Genomic DNA, 17,619 nt, shown 5'->3' with positions numbered 1-17,619 from the left:
AGATCGTGACTACCCAACGCACCTCAGGGCGGCGCAAGCAGGTTTTGGCCGCTGCCGCGGTGGTGGCCGCGCTGCTGACCACGGCGGCGTGCGGCGGCGACAGCGACGGCGGTAACGGGGGTTCGAAGAATGGCGCTGCCGGCTTCGACGCCGCCAACAACAAGGTCGCCCAGGCAGACCAGGCCAAGAAGGGTGGCGAGCTGAAGTTCGCCAGCGCGCAGGACGCCGACTCGTGGGACACCACCCGCGGCTACTACGGCTTCATGTGGAACTTCTCGCGCTACTACTCCCGTCAGCTCGTCACCAACGCCACGGAGCCGGGCAAGGCCGGCGCCGGTGTGGTGCCGGACCTGGCCACCGCCACCGCCAAGGTCTCGGACGACGGCAAGACCTACACGTACACCCTGCGTGACGGCGTCACCTGGGAGGACGGCAAGCCGATCACCTCCAAGGACGTCAAGTACGGCATCGAGCGCGTGTGGGCGCAGGACGTGCTGTCCGGCGGTCCGACGTACCTCAAGGAGGTGCTCGACCCCGAGGGCACGTACCAGGGCCCGTACAAGGACAAGTCCAAGGACAAGCTCGGCCTGAAGGCGATCGAGACGCCGGACGACAAGACCATCGTCTTCAAGCTGCCGAAGGCCAACTCGGACTTCGAGGAGATGCTCGCGCTCACCTCGGCCTCCCCGGTCCGCCAGGACAAGGACACCAAGTCCAAGTACGGTCTGCACCCGTTCTCCTCGGGCCCGTACAAGTTCCAGTCGTACAGCCCGGGCAAGGACCTCGTCCTGGTCCGCAACACCGAGTGGAAGCAGGCCTCCGACCCGGTCCGCAAGGCCTACCCGGACAAGATCTCCATCAAGTTCTTCTCCAACGCCAACGACCTGGACTCCCGTCTGATCGCCGGCGACTACGACCTGGACCTCGCCCAGACCAGCCTTTCCCCGCAGGGCCGCTCCACCGCCCTCAAGGAGCACAAGGGCAACCTGGACAACCCGGTCTCCGGCTACGTCCGTTACGCCGTCTTCCCGCAGAGCGTGAAGCCGTTCGACAACGAGCACTGCCGCAAGGCCGTGATCTACGGCGCCGACCACGTCTCGCTGCAGACCGCGCGCGGCGGCCCGGTCGCCGGCGGCGACATCGGCACCAACATGCTGCCCCCGGGTGTCCCGGGCGCCGAGGGCCAGAAGTACGACCCGTACGGCATCGCCGGTGAGAACAAGACCGGCAACGTCGCCAAGGCCAAGGAAGAGCTGAAGGCCTGCGGCAAGCCCGAGGGCTTCAAGACCACCATCGCGGTCCGCAACAACAAGCCGGTCGAGGTGGCCACCGCCGAGTCGCTCCAGGCGTCGCTGAAGAAGGTCGGCATCACCGTCGACATCGACCAGTACGACGGCTCGCAGACCGCCGGCATCATCGGCAGCCCCGCGAACGTGAAGAAGAAGAACTACGGCATCATCATCATGGGCTGGGGCCCGGACTTCCCGTCGGTGCAGGGCTACGGCCAGCCGCTGTGGGACAGCCGGTTCATCCTGGAGAGCGGTAACAACAACTACGCGCTCATCAAGGACAAGGCGATCGACGGTCTCTTCGACACGTACGCCAAGACGCTCGACGACGCCGGCAAGGCCAAGGTCGCGACCGAGATCAACCACAAGGTGATGGAGGGCGGCTACTACCTGCCCTTCGTCTTCGAGAAGTTCCTGAACTTCCGCTCCAGCCGTCTCGCCAACGTCTACACCACCGACGGCTACAGCGGCATGTACGACTTCGTCAACCTCGGTCTGAAGTCCACGAAGTAACCGGTACACCCGCCGAACGGCACGAAAGGCAGGTGAAGGCCGGCGCGGCGTGACCGCGGGCCATCGGACAATCTCCGGTGGCCCGCGGTCCGCGGCGGGCCGTTAGCTGTGCTCGCTTACCTCTTGAGGCGGTTGTTCGCCGCCGCTGTGATGCTCGTGGTCATCGTCATGGTGGTCTTCAGCATCTTCTTCCTGATCCCCAAGTGGGCAGGCGTCGACATCGCCGCGAGCTTCGTGGGCAAGCAGGCCGACCCCGCCTCGATCAAGGCCGTGGGGGAGAAGCTGGGTCTCAACGACCCGATCTACGCCCAGGTCTGGGAGTTCTTCCGCGGCATCTTCGTGGGCCGCACCTACTCGGGCGGCGGCGACGTCACCGAGTGCGCCGCCCCCTGCTTCGGTTACTCCTTCCGCAGTGAGCAGGCCATCTGGCCGGTGCTCACCGACCGCTTCCCGGTGACCCTGGGTCTCGCGCTCGGTGCCGCCGTGCTGTGGCTGATCTTCGGTCTGGCCGCCGGTGTGCTCTCCGCCCTCAAGCGGGGCACCCTGTGGGACCGCGGCGCGATGATCGTCGCCCTGGCCGGCGTCTCGCTGCCCATCTACTTCACCGGCCTGCTGAGCCTCGCGGCCTTCTCCTACGGACTGGGCTGGCTCGACGCCCAGTACGTGCCGCTCTCGGACAGCTTCTCCGGCTGGCTCGGCGGCATGATCCTGCCCTGGATCACCCTGGCCTTCCTGTACGCGGCCATGTACGCGCGGATCACCCGTGCGACCATGATGGAGATCCTCGGCGAGGACTACATCCGGACCGCCCGCGCCAAGGGACTCAGGGAAAGTGTCGTCATCCGCAAGCACGCCATGCGCTCGACGATGACGCCCATCCTCACCATGCTCGGCATGGACCTCGGCGCCCTCATCGGCGGCGCGATCCTGACGGAGACCACGTTCAGCCTCCCCGGCCTCGGCCAGGCCGTGCTCAACGCGATCAAGAACCAGGACCTGCCGGTTATCCTGGGCGTCACCCTGATCACTTCTCTCGCGGTGCTCATCGCCAACCTCGTGGTGGACGTCCTGTACGCCGTGATCGACCCCCGAGTGAGGCTCGCATGACCGAACTGAGCAAGAGCGGGGCAGCGGTGGGCGAGCCCGCCGGCACCTCGTCCGCGCCGACCGCCTTCCTGGAAGTACGCGACCTCAAGGTGCACTTCCCGACCGACGACGGCCTGGTCAAGTCCGTCGACGGGCTCTCCTTCCAGCTGGAGAAGGGCAAGACCCTCGGCATCGTGGGCGAGTCCGGCTCCGGCAAGTCGGTGACCTCGCTCGGCATCATGGGCCTGCACACCGCCGGCCAGTACGGCAAGCGCAAGGCGCGGATATCCGGCGAGATCTGGCTGGACGGCACCGAGCTGCTGTCCGCCGACCCCGACCACGTGCGCAAGCTGCGCGGCCGGGAGATGGCGATGATCTTCCAGGACCCGCTGTCCGCGCTGCACCCGTACTACACGATCGGCCAGCAGATCGTGGAGGCGTACCGCATCCACCACCCGGTGGACAAGAAGACCGCCAAGCGCCGCGCGGTGGAGATGCTCGACCGGGTCGGCATCCCGCAGCCGGACAAGCGGGTGGACAGCTACCCGCACGAGTTCTCCGGCGGTATGCGCCAGCGCGCGATGATCGCGATGTCGCTGGTCAACAACCCCGAGCTGCTGATCGCGGACGAGCCGACCACCGCCCTGGACGTCACCGTCCAGGCTCAGATCCTCGACCTCATCCGGGACCTGCAGAAGGAGTTCGGCTCCGCGGTCATCGTCATCACCCACGACCTGGGCGTCGTCGCCGAGCTGGCCGACGACCTCCTGGTGATGTACGGCGGCCGGTGCGTGGAGCGCGGTCCGGCGGAGAAGGTGTTCTACGAGCCCCGGCACCCCTACACCTGGGGCCTGCTCGGCTCCATGCCGCGGCTCGACCGCGACCAGCAGGAACGCCTCATCCCGGTCAAGGGCTCGCCGCCCTCCCTCATCAACCTCCCGTCCGGCTGCGCCTTCAACCCGCGCTGCCCGTACGCCGACGTGCCCAAGGACGACGTCACCCGCACGGTCCGCCCCGAGCTGACCGAGGTCGGCAGCAAGCACTGGGCCGCCTGCCACATGTCGCAGGAGCAGCGGGAGCGTATCTGGACCGAAGAGATTGCGCCGAAGCTGTGAGCGACCAGGCAGAGGACAAAGCGGTGACCATCCCCGCACAGACCAGCGGCACCACCCTCACCAAGGACGCCGGTCCCGGCGACACCCTGCTGAAGGTGACCGGGCTGCAGAAGCACTTCCCGATCAAGAAGGGCCTGCTGCAGCGCCAGGTCGGCGCGGTCCGCGCCGTCGACGGCCTCGACTTCGAGGTCAAGGCCGGCGAGACGCTGGGCGTCGTGGGCGAGTCCGGCTGCGGCAAGTCGACCATGGGCCGGTTGATCACCCGGCTGCTCGAACCGACCGCCGGCAAGGTCGAGTTCGAGGGCAAGGACATCACCCACCTCGGGGTCGGCGGCATGCGTCCGCTGCGCCGCGACGTGCAGATGATCTTCCAGGACCCGTACTCCTCGCTGAACCCGCGCCACACCATCGGCACGATCGTCAGCGCCCCCTTCAAGCTCCAGGGCGTCCAGCCCGAGGGCGGGGTCAAGAAGGAGGTGCAGCGGCTGCTGTCGGTGGTCGGCCTCAACCCCGAGCACTACAACCGCTACCCGCACGAGTTCTCCGGCGGCCAGCGCCAGCGCATCGGCATCGCCCGCGCGCTCGCGCTCAACCCGAAGCTGGTCGTGGCCGACGAGCCGGTCTCCGCGCTCGACGTGTCGATCCAGGCCCAGGTCGTCAACCTGCTCGACGACCTCCAGAGCGAGCTGGGCCTGACGTACGTGATCATCGCGCACGACCTGTCCGTCGTGCGGCACGTCTCGGACCGCATCGCGGTGATGTACCTCGGCAAGATCATGGAGCTGGCCGACCGCGACCTGCTCTACAAGTCGCCGATGCACCCGTACACCAAGGCGCTGATGTCGGCCGTCCCGATCCCGGACCCGGCCCGCAAGTCGGCCAAGAGCGAGCGCATCCTGCTCAAGGGTGACGTGCCCTCGCCGATCTCCCCGCCGAGCGGCTGCCGCTTCCACACCCGGTGCTGGAAGGCCACGCAGATCTGCACCACCACCGAGCCGCCGCTGAAGGAGCTGCGGCCGGGTCAGCAGGTCGCCTGCCACCACCCGGAGAACTTCGAGGACCAGGCCCCGCAGGACGTCGTCCTGCTCACCGCCGCCAAGGAGGCGGCGGAGCTGGTGTCGGAGGAGGCGCTGGCCGAGTCGGCGGCGACCTCGGCGGCGGTGGCCGCGGAGGTCGAGGCGATCGAAACCGAGGCGTCGCAGACCGAGGCGTCGGAGCCCGAGGCGTCCGAGGTGTCGGAGACCGAAGCCTCCGAGCCGTCGGAGACCGAAGCCTCCGAGCCGTCGGAGACCGAGGCGGCCGAGGGCGCCGCGTCGGACGGTGACGAGCCGGCCGCCGAGGGGTCTCCCGCCGAGGAGCCTCCCGCCAAGGAGAAGTGACCTCTCCCACCTCGCGCGCCAGCGAGCCCCTGCCTTCATTTGTAAGGCAGGGGCTCGCTGGCGAGTAAGAATGGAAGGGTGTACGAGCAACTCTTCAGCCCCACCGTCCAGCACACGCTCGACCTGGTCGGCATCTTCGTCTTCGCCATCTCCGGCGCGCTGCTGGCCGTACGCAAGAACTTCGACGTCTTCGGCATCGCCGTCCTCGCCGAGGTCACCGCGCTCGGCGGCGGGCTGTTCCGGGACCTGGTGATCGGCGCGGTGCCGCCCGCCGCCTTCACCGACCTCGGGTACTTCCTCACCCCGTTGCTGGCGACGCTGCTGGTCTTCTTCCTCCACCCCCATGTGGAGCGCCTCCAGACCGGCGTCAACATCTTCGACGCGGCCGGCCTCGGCCTGTTCTGCGTCGCCGGCACCACCAAGGCGTACGACTACGGCCTCGGCCTGACCGCCTCCGCCTGCCTGGGCCTGACCACCGCGGTGGGCGGCGGCGTGCTGCGCGACGTGCTCGCCAACGAGGTGCCCTCGCTGCTGCGCTGGGACCGTGACCTGTACGCCGTCCCGGCGATCGTCGGCTCCGCGATGGTCGCCCTGTGCATCCGCTACGAGGCACTCACCCCGCTCACCAGCGGCCTCGCGGTCGTCACGGCCTTCGTCCTCAGGCTGCTCGCGCTGCGCTTCCACTGGCGGGCACCACGCGCCTGGAATCGCAGGTCGACGGTGGTCGAGGGGGACTGACCCCGGTCCCCACGACTCACGGAAAGCTACCGCTTAGTAGTTTCCTGTTGTACCGTGCAGTCATGCCAGAAGCAGCCTCCGCAGCGGCCACCCGGGCCACCATCGGCGACAGCGAGTTCGACCGGGACACCGCCGTGACCCCGCGCGCCCCCGGCGTCTACGACCTCGACCTGTCGGCCGGCTGGACGATCATCAGTGCCGTGAACGGCGGCTATCTGCTGGCCGTCCTGGGCCGGGCCCTCGGCGACGCGCTCCCGCACCCCGACCCCTTCACCATCTCGGCGCACTACCTCACCGCCTCCCGGCCGGGCCCGGCGGTCGTGCGCACCGAGACCGTCCGCACGGGACGCACCCTCTCCACCGGCCAGGCCTCCCTCTTCCAGTACGACGACGAGGGCAACGAGGTCGAGCGCATCCGGGTCCTCGCCTCCTACGGCGACCTCGACGCGCTGCCGGACGACGTCCGCACCTCGGCGAAGCCGCCCACGATCCCGCCGATGGACCAGTGCTTCGGCCCGGAGGACGGCCCCGCCCCCGTCGAGGGCAGCTCGGCCATCGCCGACCGGCTGATGCTCAAGCTAGACCCCGCAACCCTTGGCTGGGCGCTGGGGCAGCCCTCGGGCCGGGGCGAGATGCGGGCCTGGTTCGGCCTCGCCGACGGCCGCGATGCGGACCCGCTCTCGCTGCTCCTCGCGGTGGACGCGCTGCCCCCGACCGCCTTCGAGCTGGGGCTCAAGGGCTGGGTGCCGACGGTCGAGCTGACCGTCCACGTGCGGTGCCGCCCGGCGCCCGGCCCGCTCCGGGTCTCCATCACCACCCGCAACCTCGCCGGCGGCTTCCTGGAGGAGGACGCCGAGGTCTGGGACAGCGCCGACCGCCTGGTCGCCCAGTCCCGCCAGCTGGCCCGGGTCCGGCTCGGCTGACCCGGGGGCTGCTCAGTCCAGCCAGTGCCTGCGGCCGACGCTGATCAGCCGCAGTTGCCGCCGTGCCGTCTCGACGGCCCGGCGGCGTTCCTCTTCCGGGGCGTCCAGCGTCTCCAGGAACAGGGACGCCGTGATCAGCATCTGGTCGACGTAGAGGCCCGCCAGCATGCGCAGATCGGTCTCGCTCCAGCCCGCGGCCGACGCGTCCGTGGCCAGCTCGGCCCGCACCTCCTCGGCGAACCGCGCCAGCTGCTCCCGTATGGCCCGGCGCACCGGCTGTACCCCGCCGTGCCGTTCCCGCGCGATGAAGCGGACGTGGGCCGGGTGCGCGGCCACATGGCCGGCGATCAACTCGACCGCGCGGGCGATGCGTTCGTCGTCGTCCTCGGCCGGTGACATCGTGGTCCGGATCATCGGGTGCAGGCTGCCCAGCGCCTCTTCGACCAGCGCCACACCGAGATCCGCCGTGGAGTGGAAGTGCCGGTAGAAGGCGGTCGGGGCGACGCCCACGGCACGGGTGACCTCGCGCAGGCCGAGACTGCTCAGGCTCTGCTCCTCCAGCAGGCCGAGCGCCGCGTCGAGGAGCGCCTGCCGGGTCTTCCGCTTCTGCGCCTGCCGGATGCCGGGGGTGTGACTCATGCCATGCAGTTAACAACTGTTCTCCGGAATTGAAAAGCCGTGCGACGCGCTAGACTGAGAAGTCAGTGAACAACTGTAACCACAATCGTTCACCGAAGTGTCCACGCAGATTGGGGGATCAGCACCATGGTGTTTCTCGTCGTCGCACTCCTGCTCCTCGGTGTGGTCCTGGGCGCAGTCGCCCACGCACCGCTCACCTTCTCCGTCGCGGCCGGCCTGGTCATCGCCGTCTGGCTCGGCGTCTTCGCGGTCCGCGAGCGGCACGGCCGCCGACGGAGCACCTCCGCCCACTGACCCACGCCCACCAGCGCACGGTCCACCGACGCACGGCAGGGAGAACCCCATGCAGCTCACCGCACCGGCCCACCGCAGCACCGACACCACGGGCAGCACCGACGCCAGTCGCCCCACCCGTCGTACCGGCATCCACGACACCGACGGCATGGCCGTCGCCTCCTTCGTCCTCGGCCTGCTCGGTCTGCTCGTCCTCAACGTCTTCCTCGGCCCGATCGCCATCGCCCTGGCCGGCATCGCCCTGTGGCGCGGCACCGCCCGCCGCGGCCGGGCCCTCCTCGGCCTCGGCCTGGGCGTCGCCGACCTGCTGGTCCTGGTGGCCTTCATGTCCGCCGACAACACGATGTCCTGGAGCCTGTGAGCCACCGCGCGGCCTCCTCCGGGCCGCCGCGCGACGAGGCGGCCCTTGCTCCGGGACCGGGCGGAACCGCCCCGTAGAATCGGCCGCACCATGGCTTACCTCGACCACGCCGCGACGACCCCGATGCTTCCCGAGGCAGTCGAGGCACTCGCCGCGCACCTGAGCGTCACCGGCAACGCCTCCTCCCTCCACGCGTCCGGACGCCGGGCGCGGCGCACCGTCGAGGAGGCCCGCGAGACCCTCGCCGAGGCGCTCGGCGCCCGCCCCAGCGAGGTGGTCCTCACCTCCGGCGGCACCGAGGCCGACAACCTCGCCGTCAAGGGCCTGTACTGGGCCCGCCGCGACGCCGACCCGGCCCGCACCCGGGTCCTGGCCAGCCCCGTCGAGCACCACGCGGTCCTCGACGCCGTCCACTGGCTCGGCGAGCACGAGGGCGCGCAGGTCGAGTACCTGCCGGTCGACGCCCTCGGCCGGGTCCACCCCGAGGCGCTGCACGCGGCCATCGCCCGCGACCCCGACGACGTGGCCCTCGCCACCGTCATGTGGGCCAACAACGAGATCGGCACGATCATGCCGGTCCGTGAACTCGCCGACGTGGCCGCCGAGTTCGACGTGCCGCTGCACGCCGACGCGGTCCAGGCCTTCGGGCAGCTCCCGGTCGACTTCGCCGCCTCCGGGCTCGCCGCCATGACCGTTTCCGGCCACAAGATCGGCGGCCCCTACGGCATCGGCGCGCTGCTGCTCGGCAGGGAGTACACCCCGGTCCCCGTCCTGCACGGCGGCGGCCAGGAACGCCACGTGCGCTCCGGCACCCTCGACGTCCCCGCCGTCGCCTCCTTCGCGGTCGCCGGGCGCCTGGCCGCCGAGCGGCGCGAGTGGTTCGCCCGGGAGATCGGCGCCCTGCGCGACGACCTGGTCGACGCCGTCCGCACGGCCGTCCCGGACGCGATCCTCGGCGGCGACCCGGCACCCGACGGCCGCCTCCCGGCCAACGCCCACTTCACCTTCCCGGGCTGCGAGGGCGACTCGCTGCTCCTGCTGCTCGACGCCCAGGGCATCGAGTGCTCCACCGGCTCCGCGTGCACCGCGGGCGTCGCCCAGCCCAGCCACGTCCTGCTGGCCGCCGGAACCGACCCCGACCTGGCCCGCGGCACCCTGCGCTTCTCGCTGGGCCACACCTCGACCGAGGCCGACGTGGCGGCGCTCGCCAAGGCGATCGGCCCCGCGGTGGAACGGGCTCGGGCGGCGGGGCTGTCGTAGACGCCGTCGTCGGGCTCAGGCCTTGGTCGGCGGCTTCGACGGGCCGCTCGTGGCCGCCCGCCGCACCAGTTTCAGGTACCGGTCCCAGTCCCAGTGCGGCCCCGGGTCGGTGTGGTCGGTGCCCGGCACCTCCACGTGGCCGAGGATGTGCCTGCGGTCCACGGGTATGTCGTACCGCGCGCAGATCCCCGCCGTCAGCCGCGCGGAGGCGGCGTACATCGCGTCGGTGAAGTCCTGCGGCCGGTCCACGAAGCCCTCGTGCTCGATGCCGACACTGCGTTCGTTGTAGTCGCGGTTGCCCGCGTGGTACGCCACGTCCAGCTCGCGGATCATCTGGGTGACGCGCCCGTCCTGCCCGACGACGTAGTGCGCGGCCGCCTTGTGCCCCGGGTCCTGGAAGGCCCGCACCGCGCTGTCGAAGCTGCCCTGTGTGACATGGACGATCACCATGTCGATGCCGAAGTCGTCCGGCCGGTCCGCCCGCCGCCAGTTCGCGTCCGACGCCGCCACCCAGCGTGCGCCCGCGTAGTCGACCGCGCCCTCCTCGCGGGGCCGCTCGACGCCCGGTATCCGCCACCACAGCCGGGCCAGCTCGTCACGGGCCAGCACACCGGTGCCCACGGCCGCCGCCGCACCGCCGACGATCAGCGCGCGGCGGCCGATCCGCCGGTCGCCGTCCGCGGACCCGCCGCTCGTGGACCCGCTCGTGGATCCCTGCTTCGCCCCCATGCGATCTTCAACGCATACTCGCGCGCTCCGGTTCCCGCCTCCCCGTACTCTGGAGGGGTTATGACTGAGACCCCGCAGCGCACCCGTCCCCTCCGCGTCCTCGCCGCCATGTCGGGCGGAGTCGACTCCGCCGTCGCCGCCGCCCGCGCGGCCGAGGCGGGGCACGACGTGACCGGCGTCCACCTGGCGCTCTCCGCCAACCCGCAGTCCTTCCGCACGGGCGCCCGGGGCTGTTGCACCATCGAGGACTCACGGGACGCCCGCCGCGCCGCGGACGTCATCGGCATCCCGTTCTACGTGTGGGACCTCGCCGACCGCTTCCGGGAGGACGTGGTCGAGGACTTCGTCGCCGAGTACGAGGCCGGCCGCACCCCCAACCCGTGCCTGCGCTGCAACGAGAAGATCAAGTTCGCCGCGCTGCTCGACAAGGCGCTGGCCCTCGGCTTCGACGCCGTCTGCACCGGCCACTACGCGAAGGTGATCCTGCGCGAGGACGGCGTCCGCGAGCTGCACCGCGCCTCCGACATGGCCAAGGACCAGAGCTACGTCCTCGGGGTGCTCGACGACCGGCAGCTCGCCCACGCGATGTTCCCGCTCGGCGACACGGACACCACCAAGGACGAGATCCGCGCGGAGGCCGAGCGCAGGGGCCTCGCGGTGGCCAAGAAGCCCGACTCGCACGACATCTGCTTCATCGCCGACGGCGACACCCAGGGCTTCCTGGCGGACCGGCTGGGCAAGGCGGAGGGCGACATCGTCGACGAGGCGGGCAACCGGCTCGGCACCCACGAGGGCGCGTACGGCTACACCATCGGCCAGCGCAAGGGCCTCAGGATCGGCACCCCGGCCCCCGACGGCAAGCCGCGCTACGTCCTGGACATCTCCCCGGTGGACAACACCGTGACGGTCGGCCCGGCCGAGGCGCTCGACGTCGACGCCCTCAGCGCGATCAAGCCCCGCTGGTGCGGCGCGGCCCCCACCGGCCCCGGCACCTACACCGCCCAGCTCCGCGCCCACGGCGGCGAGACCGAGGTACGGGCCGAACTGGTCGACGGCACCCTGCAGGTGGCCTTCACCGAGCCGGTCCGCGGCGTCGCCCCCGGCCAGGCGATCGTGCTGTACGACGGCACGCGCGTGGTGGGCTCCGCGACGATCGCGTCCACCTCGCGCGCGACGGCCGGCGCGGTCTGAGTCGTCCGCCGGGGCGTACGACGGCGAGGGTGACCGCCGTGGCGTCGGCTCACCCGGCGAGGAACTCCGCCAGCACCGGCGCCAGTACGCCCGGCTCCACCATGTGGGTCTGCCCGGCCACGGTGCCGTACCGGCCGTCGGGCGCCGCCTGAGCGATCGCACGGGCGGCCCCGTGCCACCACGCGTCGCTCGCCCCGCCCGCGAGGGCCAGCAGGGGAGCGCCGATCGAGGCGATCGCGGACGCGGGCACCCGGCTGTCGCCCAGCACGGCGTCGTCGTACGCCAGGCTCGGCGCCACCGACTCCATCCCGGCCCACATGGGGGACTGCCGGGCACCGCGGATCATCTCCTCGCCCAGCCCCGTGTGCCGCAGGAACAGCTCCACCGCGTCCCCGCGCCGGCCCTGCCCCAGCACCTCGGCCAGCCGCTCGGTGTACTCGGCCGCGGCCCGCGCGGCGGCGTCGTCCATGGCGTACGGCACCTCGTACACCGCGACCCGGCGCACCGGCAGACCGCTCGCCGCCGCCCGGAGCACCAGCGCGCCGCCCGACGACATGCCGTACAGCGACGCCTCGCCGCCCACCGCCCCGATCAGCGCCGCCAGGTCCTCGATCTCGCGCTCCACCGCGTAGGGCGGCGTGTCGCCGCTCTCGCCGCGCCCCCGGCGGTCGTACACGGTGACGTCGAAACGGCCCGACAGCTCGGCGGCCAGGGGCGCGGTCGTGGCACCCGTCGACATGGCGCCGCTGACCAGCACGACCGCCGGCCCCCGGCCGGAGCGTTCGTAGGCGATGCGGGTGCCGTCACGCGAAACAGTCGTCTTCTCCATGCCTGTGCAGACTGCCGTACGGCACCGGATTCATCGCTCAGGACACCTCGACTTCGTAGAAACAGAGGTGGTCCTTGATCTCCGCGACCTCCGGCTTCGGGTCCGGGTACGCCCAGACCAGGTCCGCCGCGTCCGGCAGCGACCAGTAGGAGGCGTCGCCCTTGAAGGGGCAGTGGGTGGTCGTGCCGGACGGGGTCAGCAGGTCGACGCGTACGTCCCGGGGCGGGATGTAGTACCGGTCGGGACAGCCCGTCTCGTGCAGCACCAGCGCCCCGTCGCTCTCCGCCAGCACCTGCCCGCCGTGCACCACGCGCACGTGCCGGTCGCTCGGTTCGACGGTGATGCGGTGTCCCTTGAGTCCCTTGGTCACGATCGTCCTCCTGGTGGCAGTGGCCTTCGTCACTACAGCGTCCCCGGAGGCCGGGTTCTTCCCCTCCGGGCCCGGCCGTACGGTGGAGGCCATGAACATCTGCGTCTTCCTCTCCGCCGCCGACCTCGACGAGCGCTACACGGGCCCCGCCAAGGAGTTCGCCGAACTGCTCGGCAAGGGCCGGCACACCCTCGTCTGGGGCGGCTCCGACGTCGGTCTTATGAAGGTCGTCGCCGACGGCGTGCAGGAGGCCGGCGGACGGCTGCTCGGGGTCTCGGTGGACTTCCTGGCGGCCAAGGCGCGCGAGGGCGCCGACGAGATGGTGATCGCCAAGGACCTGGCCGAGCGCAAGCGGCTGCTGCTGGAGAAGGCCGACGCCGTGGTCATCATGGTGGGCGGCACCGGCACGCTCGACGAGGCCACCGAGATCCTGGAGCTGAAGAAGCACGGGCACACCGACAAGCCGGTCGTCCTGCTCAACACCGCGGGCTTCTACGACGGCCTCAGGGAGCAGTTCCGCCGCATGGAGGACGAGGGTTTCCTGCCCCGCCCCCTCACCGAGCTGGTGTTCTTCGCCGAGGAGCCGGTCGGCGCGCTCGCCTACCTGGAGGAGAGCCAGGGCATCGAGTAGGGCGCCGGGTGGCCTCCGGGCGCCGCCCGGCTGATGCGAGCATGGCGGCATGGCTACACATGTGATCACCGGAGCGGGCTCCGGCATCGGCGCGGCCGTCGCCCGCCGGCTGCACGAACGCGGCGACGAGATCGTGCTCCACGCGCGCGACGCGGGCCGCGCCAAGGAACTGGCCGCCGCGCTCCCGGGTGCGAAGACCCTGGTCGGGGACCTCGCGGAGCCGGGCAAGCTGTCCTGGGCCCTCTCCCACCAGAGCCTGCCCGACCGCGTGGACTCGCTGCTCCACATCGCCGGGGTCGTCGACCTCGGCCCGGTCGGCGACCTCACCCCGAAGACCTGGCTCAACCAGCTGAACGTCAACCTGGTCGCCCCCGCCGAGCTGACCCGTCTCCTGCTGCCCCAGATCCGCGTCGCCAAGGGCCAGGTGCTCTTCGTCAACTCCGGCTCCGGTCTCAACGCCCACGCGGGCTGGGCCGCGTACGGCGCCTCCAAGCACGGCCTGAAGGCCCTGGCCGACGCCCTGCGCCAGGAGGAGCACGCGAACGGCGTCCGCGTCACCTCCGTCTACCCCGGCCGCACCGCCAGCCCCATGCAGGCCAAGGTCCACCAGCAGGAGGGCAAGGAGTACGACCCGGCGCAGTGGATCGACCCCGAGTCCGTCGCCACGACGATCCTGATGGCCCTGGACCTCCCGAGGGACGCGGAGGTCAACGACCTGACGGTGCGCCCGGGACGGTGAGCGACCTCTCGCGAGGGGCGGCGGGGGCGAATTCCGGCCCCGCGCCCCTGCGTAGGCTTGCCCCGTGAACGACACCTTCGCCCCCGCCACCGGCATCGGCAGCCTTCCGGGCCAGGACGCCCGGGAGGCCGCCAGGACCGCCACCGGCAGCTTCGAGGACTTCCCCTTCCTCCCCGAGCTGCCCGCCCGAGGCCCCGGCGCCGACATGATCGGCCGCACCGCCGGGATGCTCGTCGAGCTGTACGCGCGCGTGGAGCCCAGCGGCTGGCGGCTCGGCGACCGGCCCGGCCGGGACACCAAGCGGGCCCGGGGCTGGCTCCGGGAGGACCTGGACGCCCTGGAGGAGTTCACCCAGGACTACGAGGGGCCGCTCAAGGTCCAGGCCGTCGGCCCGTGGACGCTCGCCGCCGCCCTGGAACTGCGCAACGGCGAGGCGGTCCTGTCCGACCCCGGCGCCTGTCGCGACCTCGCCGCCTCGCTCGCCGAGGGCGTGCGCCTGCACCTGGCCGAGGTACGGCGCCGGGTGCCGGGTGCCCGCGTCGTCCTCCAGCTCGACGAACCCTCCCTCACCGCCGTCCTGCGCGGACAGGTGCGCAGCGCGAGCGGCTACCGCACCCACCGCGCCGTCGACCGCCAGGTCGTGGAGGCGACACTGCGCGAGGTCGCCGGGGTGCACGCCGACGGCCCCGTCGTGGTCCACTCCTGCGCGCCGGACGTGCCGTTCGCCCTGCTGCGGCGGGCGGGCGTCGCGGGCGTCTCCTTCGACTTCTCGCTTCTCACCGAGCGTGACGACGACGCGATCGGTGAGGCCGTCGAGGGCGGCACCCGGCTGTTCACCGGTGTCGTGCCGGGCACGGACACCGCATTGTCAGACCCGGCCGGTAGCGTCATGGGTGTCAGAACGCTGTGGCGCAGGCTGGGGCTGCGTCCGGAGCTGCTCGCGGAGGCGGTCACCGTCACTCCGGCGTGCGGACTCGCGGGTGCCTCCCCGGACTACGCCCGGCGCGCGCTCGCCCACTGCGTCCGGGCGGCAAGATCTCTCGCGGACAACCCAGAGTAACGGGAGGACCATACGGTGGCCGGCGACAAGCAGGGCGACAAGCAGGCGGAGACGACGAGCGTGCCCGCCGAGGCGCGGGAGCGGCACGCGCAGCTCGCCGAGCAGATCGAGGAGCACCGCTTCCGGTACTACGTGAACGACGCGCCCGTCGTCAGCGACGCGGAGTTCGACCGGCTGCTGCGCACCCTGGAGGAGCTGGAGGAGCGGCATCCGGAGCTGCGCACCCCCCAGTCCCCGACCCAGAAGGTCGCCGGTGCCTACGCGACCGAGTTCACGGCCGTGCAGCACCCCACGCGGATGCTCTCCCTGGACAACACCTTCAACGACGACGAGCTGGCCGCCTGGTTCGAGCGCATCGCCCGGGAGCTGGGCGAGCAGGAGTACCACCTCCTGTGCGAGCTGAAGGTCGACGGACTCGCCGTCAACCTCACCTACGAGCGCGGCCGCCTCGTCCGCGCCGCCACCCGCGGTGACGGCCGCACCGGCGAGGACATCACGCCCAACGTCCGCACCATCGCCGAGATCCCCGAGCGCCTGGCGGGCGACAAGGTCCCCGACCTCGTGGAGATCCGGGGCGAGGTCTACTTCCCGATGGAGAAGTTCCAGGAGCTCAACGCCCGGTTGAACGAGGCGGGGGACAAGCCCTTCGCCAACGCGCGCAACGCCGCGGCCGGTTCGCTGCGCCAGAAGGACCCACGCGTCACCGCCTCCCGCCCGCTGCACATGGTGGTCCACGGCATCGGCATCCTGGAGGGCTACTCGGGCATGACCCGCCTCTCCCAGGCGTACGACCTGCTGAAGACCTGGGGCCTGCCCACCTCCCCGCACAACCGGGTGGTCGACGGCCTGGACGGGGTGCGGGACTTCATCGCCTACTACGGCGAGAACCGGCACTCCGTCGCGCACGAGATCGACGGCGTCGTCGTCAAGCTGGACGAGATCCGCCTCCAGGGCCGCCTCGGCTCCACGGCCCGCGCACCCCGCTGGGCCATCGCCTACAAGTACGCGCCGGAGGAGGTCAACACCAAGCTCGTCGACATCAAGGTGGGCGTCGGCCGCACCGGCCGGGTCACGCCGTACGCGCAGGTCGAGCCGGTGACGGTGGCCGGCAGCGAGGTGGAGTTCGCCACGCTGCACAACCAGGAGGTCGTCAAGGCCAAGGGGGTGCTCATCGGCGACACCGTGGTGCTGCGCAAGGCCGGTGACGTGATCCCGGAGATCCTCGGACCGGTGGCCGACCTCAGGGACGGCAGCGAGCGGGAGTTCGTGATGCCGGCGAAGTGCCCCGAGTGCGGGACGCCGCTCAAGGCGATGAAGGAGGGCGACATCGACCTCCGTTGCCCCAACGCCCGCGCCTGCCCGGCCCAGTTGCGCGAGCGGGTCGCCTATCTCGCGGGCCGGGAGTGCCTGGACATCGAGCACTTCGGCGGGGTCGTGGCGGCGGCGCTCACCGGGCCGCTGGAGCCGTCCGAGCCACCGCTGGTGGACGAGGGCGACCTCTTCGACCTCACCGTCGAGAAGCTGCTGCCCATCAAGGCGTACGTCCTCGACCCCGACAGCGGGCTGCCCAAGCGCGACCCCAAGACCGGCGAGGAGAAGATCGCCACGGTCTTCGCCAACAAGGAGGGCGAGCCGAAGAAGAACACCCTCGCGCTGCTCCAGCACATCGAGGAGGCCAAGACCCGCCCGCTGGCCCGCTTCATCAACGGCCTCTCCATCCGGTACGTCGGGCCGGTCGCCGCCCAGGCACTCGCCCGGGAGTTCCGCTCCATCGACCGCATCGAGCAGGCCACCGAGGAGGAGTTGGCGAGCACGGACGGCGTGGGCGGCACCATCGCCGCCGCCGTCAAGGAGTGGTTCGCCGTGGACTGGCACCGCGAGATCGTGCGCAAGTGGAAAGCGGCCGGAGTCCCCCTGGAGGACCGCTCGACGGGGGAGGACGAGGGACCGCGCCCGCTCGAAGGACTCACCGTCGTCGTCACCGGCACCCTGGAGAACTTCACCCGGGACGGCGCCAAGGACGCCCTGCAGAGCCGGGGCGCCAAAGTGACCGGTTCGGTGTCCAAGAAGACGTCGTTCGTGGTGGTCGGTGACAACCCCGGTTCGAAGTACGACAAGGCGATGCAGCTGAAAGTGCCGGTTCTGAACGAGGACGGTTTCGCCGTTCTGCTCGAACAAGGACCCGAAGCGGCGGCGGACGTCGCGCTTTCGGCTGAGGAATAGCGGTTGAAGGCCACCCGATCGGCGCATATCAGATGCATACGGGTGGCCGGGTGGCATTCGGGCAACCGTCGACGACCAGTGCCCCTGGAAGCCTTCCGCGGCCTACTGTTGAGGTGTGCGCCCGCCGTGCCCAGCTGCGGTCGGGGCACCCCCCTGCCCCGAGCGACAGGGGGAGGGGTCTCCAATGCGGAGCCGTTGAAGGTGGTCGAGGCGGGGGCCGCGTGGCGTGGGCACCGCCGGCTGTGAGAGG

Annotated in this window: 18 protein-coding genes; 14 read left to right on the top strand and 4 right to left on the bottom strand. The window is 71.1% G+C overall.

All coding sequences use genetic code 11. From position 1 onward, the window contains the following. Nucleotides 1-5: 5 nt before the first annotated feature. The 6 genes from ACZ6IM_RS35800 to ACZ6IM_RS35775 all read left to right on the top strand — a co-directional run bounded on the left by ACZ6IM_RS35800 (nucleotide 6) and on the right by ACZ6IM_RS35775 (nucleotide 7,043). On the top strand, nucleotides 6-1,802 hold the full coding sequence (locus ACZ6IM_RS35800; protein ID WP_052838483.1) for an ABC transporter substrate-binding protein: 1,797 nt from the start codon (nucleotides 6-8) through the stop codon (nucleotides 1,800-1,802). A gap of 108 nt (nucleotides 1,803-1,910) precedes the next feature. Continuing rightward, nucleotides 1,911-2,909, top strand: a complete 999-nt coding sequence (locus tag ACZ6IM_RS35795) for an ABC transporter permease (protein WP_052838482.1) — start codon at nucleotides 1,911-1,913, stop codon at nucleotides 2,907-2,909. After that, nucleotides 2,906-4,003 carry an ABC transporter ATP-binding protein gene (locus tag ACZ6IM_RS35790; RefSeq protein ID WP_052838481.1) on the top strand — a complete coding sequence of 366 codons (1,098 nt, stop codon included), beginning with the start codon at nucleotides 2,906-2,908 and terminating at the stop codon, nucleotides 4,001-4,003. The genes ACZ6IM_RS35795 and ACZ6IM_RS35790 overlap by 4 nt, the downstream gene beginning before the upstream one ends. Before the next feature lie 23 nt (nucleotides 4,004-4,026). Further along, nucleotides 4,027-5,382 carry an ABC transporter ATP-binding protein gene (locus ACZ6IM_RS35785; protein ID WP_469562604.1) on the top strand — a complete coding sequence of 452 codons (1,356 nt, stop codon included), beginning with the start codon at nucleotides 4,027-4,029 and terminating at the stop codon, nucleotides 5,380-5,382. A gap of 78 nt (nucleotides 5,383-5,460) precedes the next feature. Continuing rightward, a complete protein-coding gene (locus tag ACZ6IM_RS35780; protein WP_052838479.1) occupies nucleotides 5,461-6,120 on the top strand; it encodes a trimeric intracellular cation channel family protein in 660 nt (219 codons plus the stop codon). A 62-nt stretch (nucleotides 6,121-6,182) separates the two neighbouring features. Further along, nucleotides 6,183-7,043 carry a thioesterase family protein gene (locus ACZ6IM_RS35775; RefSeq protein WP_469562600.1) on the top strand — a complete coding sequence of 287 codons (861 nt, stop codon included), beginning with the start codon at nucleotides 6,183-6,185 and terminating at the stop codon, nucleotides 7,041-7,043. A gap of 12 nt (nucleotides 7,044-7,055) precedes the next feature. Here ACZ6IM_RS35775 and ACZ6IM_RS35770 read toward each other — a convergent pair whose 3' ends face one another. Further along, nucleotides 7,056-7,682: a TetR family transcriptional regulator gene (locus ACZ6IM_RS35770; protein ID WP_052838477.1), complete on the bottom strand. Its 627-nt coding sequence runs from the start codon at nucleotides 7,680-7,682 to the stop codon at nucleotides 7,056-7,058. Between the two features lie 126 nt (nucleotides 7,683-7,808). Here ACZ6IM_RS35770 and ACZ6IM_RS35765 point away from each other — a divergent pair, with 126 nt between their 5' ends. The 3 genes from ACZ6IM_RS35765 (at nucleotide 7,809) to ACZ6IM_RS35755 (ending at nucleotide 9,597) form a co-directional block, all read left to right on the top strand. Then, on the top strand, nucleotides 7,809-7,976 hold the full coding sequence (locus ACZ6IM_RS35765) for a hypothetical protein (protein ID WP_052838476.1): 168 nt from the start codon (nucleotides 7,809-7,811) through the stop codon (nucleotides 7,974-7,976). Between the two features lie 49 nt (nucleotides 7,977-8,025). Then, nucleotides 8,026-8,337: a hypothetical protein gene (locus ACZ6IM_RS35760; RefSeq protein ID WP_052838475.1), complete on the top strand. Its 312-nt coding sequence runs from the start codon at nucleotides 8,026-8,028 to the stop codon at nucleotides 8,335-8,337. Between the two features lie 90 nt (nucleotides 8,338-8,427). Next, a complete protein-coding gene (locus ACZ6IM_RS35755) occupies nucleotides 8,428-9,597 on the top strand; it encodes a cysteine desulfurase family protein (protein ID WP_052838474.1) in 1,170 nt (389 codons plus the stop codon). Nucleotides 9,598-9,612: 15 nt separating this feature from the next. Here ACZ6IM_RS35755 and ACZ6IM_RS35750 read toward each other — a convergent pair whose 3' ends face one another. Further along, nucleotides 9,613-10,326: an N-acetylmuramoyl-L-alanine amidase gene (locus tag ACZ6IM_RS35750; RefSeq protein WP_052838473.1), complete on the bottom strand. Its 714-nt coding sequence runs from the start codon at nucleotides 10,324-10,326 to the stop codon at nucleotides 9,613-9,615. 60 nt (nucleotides 10,327-10,386) lie between these two features. Between ACZ6IM_RS35750 and mnmA the strand changes: the two genes are divergently transcribed. Beyond that, on the top strand, nucleotides 10,387-11,517 hold the full coding sequence (mnmA, locus tag ACZ6IM_RS35745) for a tRNA 2-thiouridine(34) synthase MnmA (protein ID WP_469562594.1): 1,131 nt from the start codon (nucleotides 10,387-10,389) through the stop codon (nucleotides 11,515-11,517). A gap of 49 nt (nucleotides 11,518-11,566) precedes the next feature. Here mnmA and ACZ6IM_RS35740 read toward each other — a convergent pair whose 3' ends face one another. Continuing rightward, nucleotides 11,567-12,346: an alpha/beta fold hydrolase gene (locus tag ACZ6IM_RS35740; RefSeq protein ID WP_052838471.1), complete on the bottom strand. Its 780-nt coding sequence runs from the start codon at nucleotides 12,344-12,346 to the stop codon at nucleotides 11,567-11,569. Between the two features lie 37 nt (nucleotides 12,347-12,383). Continuing rightward, complete coding sequence (locus tag ACZ6IM_RS35735; RefSeq protein ID WP_052838470.1) at nucleotides 12,384-12,716, bottom strand: DUF427 domain-containing protein; 333 nt, start codon at nucleotides 12,714-12,716, stop codon at nucleotides 12,384-12,386. Nucleotides 12,717-12,807: 91 nt separating this feature from the next. On the opposite strand from ACZ6IM_RS35735, the gene ACZ6IM_RS35730 reads away from it, so the two are divergent. The 4 genes from ACZ6IM_RS35730 to ligA all read left to right on the top strand — a co-directional run bounded on the left by ACZ6IM_RS35730 (nucleotide 12,808) and on the right by ligA (nucleotide 17,369). Continuing rightward, on the top strand, nucleotides 12,808-13,347 hold the full coding sequence (locus tag ACZ6IM_RS35730; RefSeq protein ID WP_052838527.1) for an LOG family protein: 540 nt from the start codon (nucleotides 12,808-12,810) through the stop codon (nucleotides 13,345-13,347). A 49-nt stretch (nucleotides 13,348-13,396) separates the two neighbouring features. Continuing rightward, complete coding sequence (locus ACZ6IM_RS35725) at nucleotides 13,397-14,086, top strand: SDR family oxidoreductase (protein ID WP_469562578.1); 690 nt, start codon at nucleotides 13,397-13,399, stop codon at nucleotides 14,084-14,086. A gap of 64 nt (nucleotides 14,087-14,150) precedes the next feature. After that, on the top strand, nucleotides 14,151-15,146 hold the full coding sequence (locus ACZ6IM_RS35720) for a methionine synthase (RefSeq protein WP_052838468.1): 996 nt from the start codon (nucleotides 14,151-14,153) through the stop codon (nucleotides 15,144-15,146). A 15-nt stretch (nucleotides 15,147-15,161) separates the two neighbouring features. Continuing rightward, nucleotides 15,162-17,369: an NAD-dependent DNA ligase LigA gene (gene ligA / locus ACZ6IM_RS35715; protein WP_469562575.1), complete on the top strand. Its 2,208-nt coding sequence runs from the start codon at nucleotides 15,162-15,164 to the stop codon at nucleotides 17,367-17,369. Nucleotides 17,370-17,619 lie beyond the last annotated feature (250 nt).

Source organism: Streptomyces sp. NPDC042336, from assembly GCF_055581985.1.
Note: the sequence above shows the minus strand (reverse complement) of the source record. Positions and strands in the feature narration are given on the sequence as shown.